The organism is Candidatus Micrarchaeota archaeon, assembly GCA_028866575.1.
In the GTDB taxonomy this organism is placed as follows: Archaea; Micrarchaeota; Micrarchaeia; order Micrarchaeales; family Micrarchaeaceae; genus UBA12276.
The window spans coordinates 1-1,290 of the sequence record JAGWHU010000043.1; the positions used below are offsets into that span (position 1 = coordinate 1).

A 1,290-nucleotide genomic window follows, 5' to 3' on the forward strand; every position below is an offset into this window, starting at 1 on the left:
GTGATGTTGTCCCGCCGCCGGGCGATGCGCCGCCGCTCCGCCCTGTCCGCCAGCCACTCACCGCACAGCCGCCCGAACCAGTGCAGGATCGGGTGCAGCGCGACGATGAACGCCAGCGTCAGCACGGCGCCGAACCACACGGCGAAGAACATCTGCGCGTCCGTCATGCGTCCTCCCCCTGGACATCCGTTCCGGCGGCCAGCACCGGGTCGAGCAGCGCTGCGAGACGCTGCCGCTGCCAGTCACGCTCGGCGTCCTGTGCGGCGCCCGCTGCGCTGTATGCGGTCGCCCATGCGGGGTTGCGTGCGGCGTCCCGTGCGGCGACCCATGCGGCGTCCCATGCGGGGTTGCGTGCGGCGTCCCGTGCGGCGGCCCATGCGGCGTCCCATGCGGGGTTGCGTGCGGCGTCCCGTGCGGCGGCCCATGCGGCGTCCCGTGCGGCGACCCATGCGCCGTCCCATGCGGCGTCGGCGGCTTTCCGTGCGGCGTCCCGTGCGGTGACCCATGCGGCGGCCAGTTCCTCATCCGTCGCCTCGCCCGCCGCCCACTCATGCGCCAGAGGGCGCTCCTCACAGTCCCAGGCGAAGAGGCGCAGCTCGCGGCTCACGTCCCGTGCCGCCAGCAGCGTCCGCGTCCGGGACATCTGTTTGCGGGGGAATTCGGCATCCTTCGCCTTGGGCTCGGACACCTCAACGATGCAGGCGACAGGGCCGGGGGCGTACTGCAACGCATCAGCCCACGAGGGGCTGCTGTGGTAGCCGCGTCCGCAGAGGGCAAGCTCGCCCTCGATGCTACGGGTCTCTCCCACCGCCCACGGCGGCTCGTCGCCGTTGCCCGCCGTCATGTCCGCCCGCAGGAAGTGGTACGCCTTCATGCGTCCTCCTTCCGGACACCCGGCCCGGCGGCATCGCAGGCCGCCATGAAGGTGCGCAGGTTGGCAACCTTGCCCTCGGCCAGCATCCAGCCGCCTGGGTCAATGAGGCCCGCCGGCCAGCCGTTGTACTCCACATAGGCCGTGACCGGCGGCACCAGGCGTCCCCGGCTGCAATGCGTATCAACCCCGTGGCCGTTCACCGCCACGTACCATTCGCCGCCGCCCTGCTCCCAGGTGTGCTCCCAGCAGCCAGGGCTCCCACCGATGTCGCGCGCACCAAGGCGCATGGCCATCTCCGCCAGTGCTCCGAAGGGATGCCGCCCCTCAGCCGCCGTGTCCGTGTCGGTCATGGCTTGTCCAACGTCCGTCATGCGTCCTCCCCGTCCTCGGGCGCGCGCCATCATCGCTTGGCCTTC

General features: G+C 71.7%; 2 protein-coding genes. Both read right to left on the bottom strand.

Translation table 11 applies throughout. The features are described from left to right. Positions 1 to 163: 163 nt before the first annotated feature. Positions 164 to 874, bottom strand: a complete 711-nt coding sequence (locus KGI06_06335) for a hypothetical protein (GenBank protein ID MDE1871826.1) — start codon at positions 872 to 874, stop codon at positions 164 to 166. Beyond that, positions 871 to 1,290: hypothetical protein (locus KGI06_06340; protein ID MDE1871827.1), on the bottom strand; the 420-nt coding region annotated here is incomplete at its 5' end. The genes KGI06_06340 and KGI06_06335, both read right to left, overlap by 4 nt.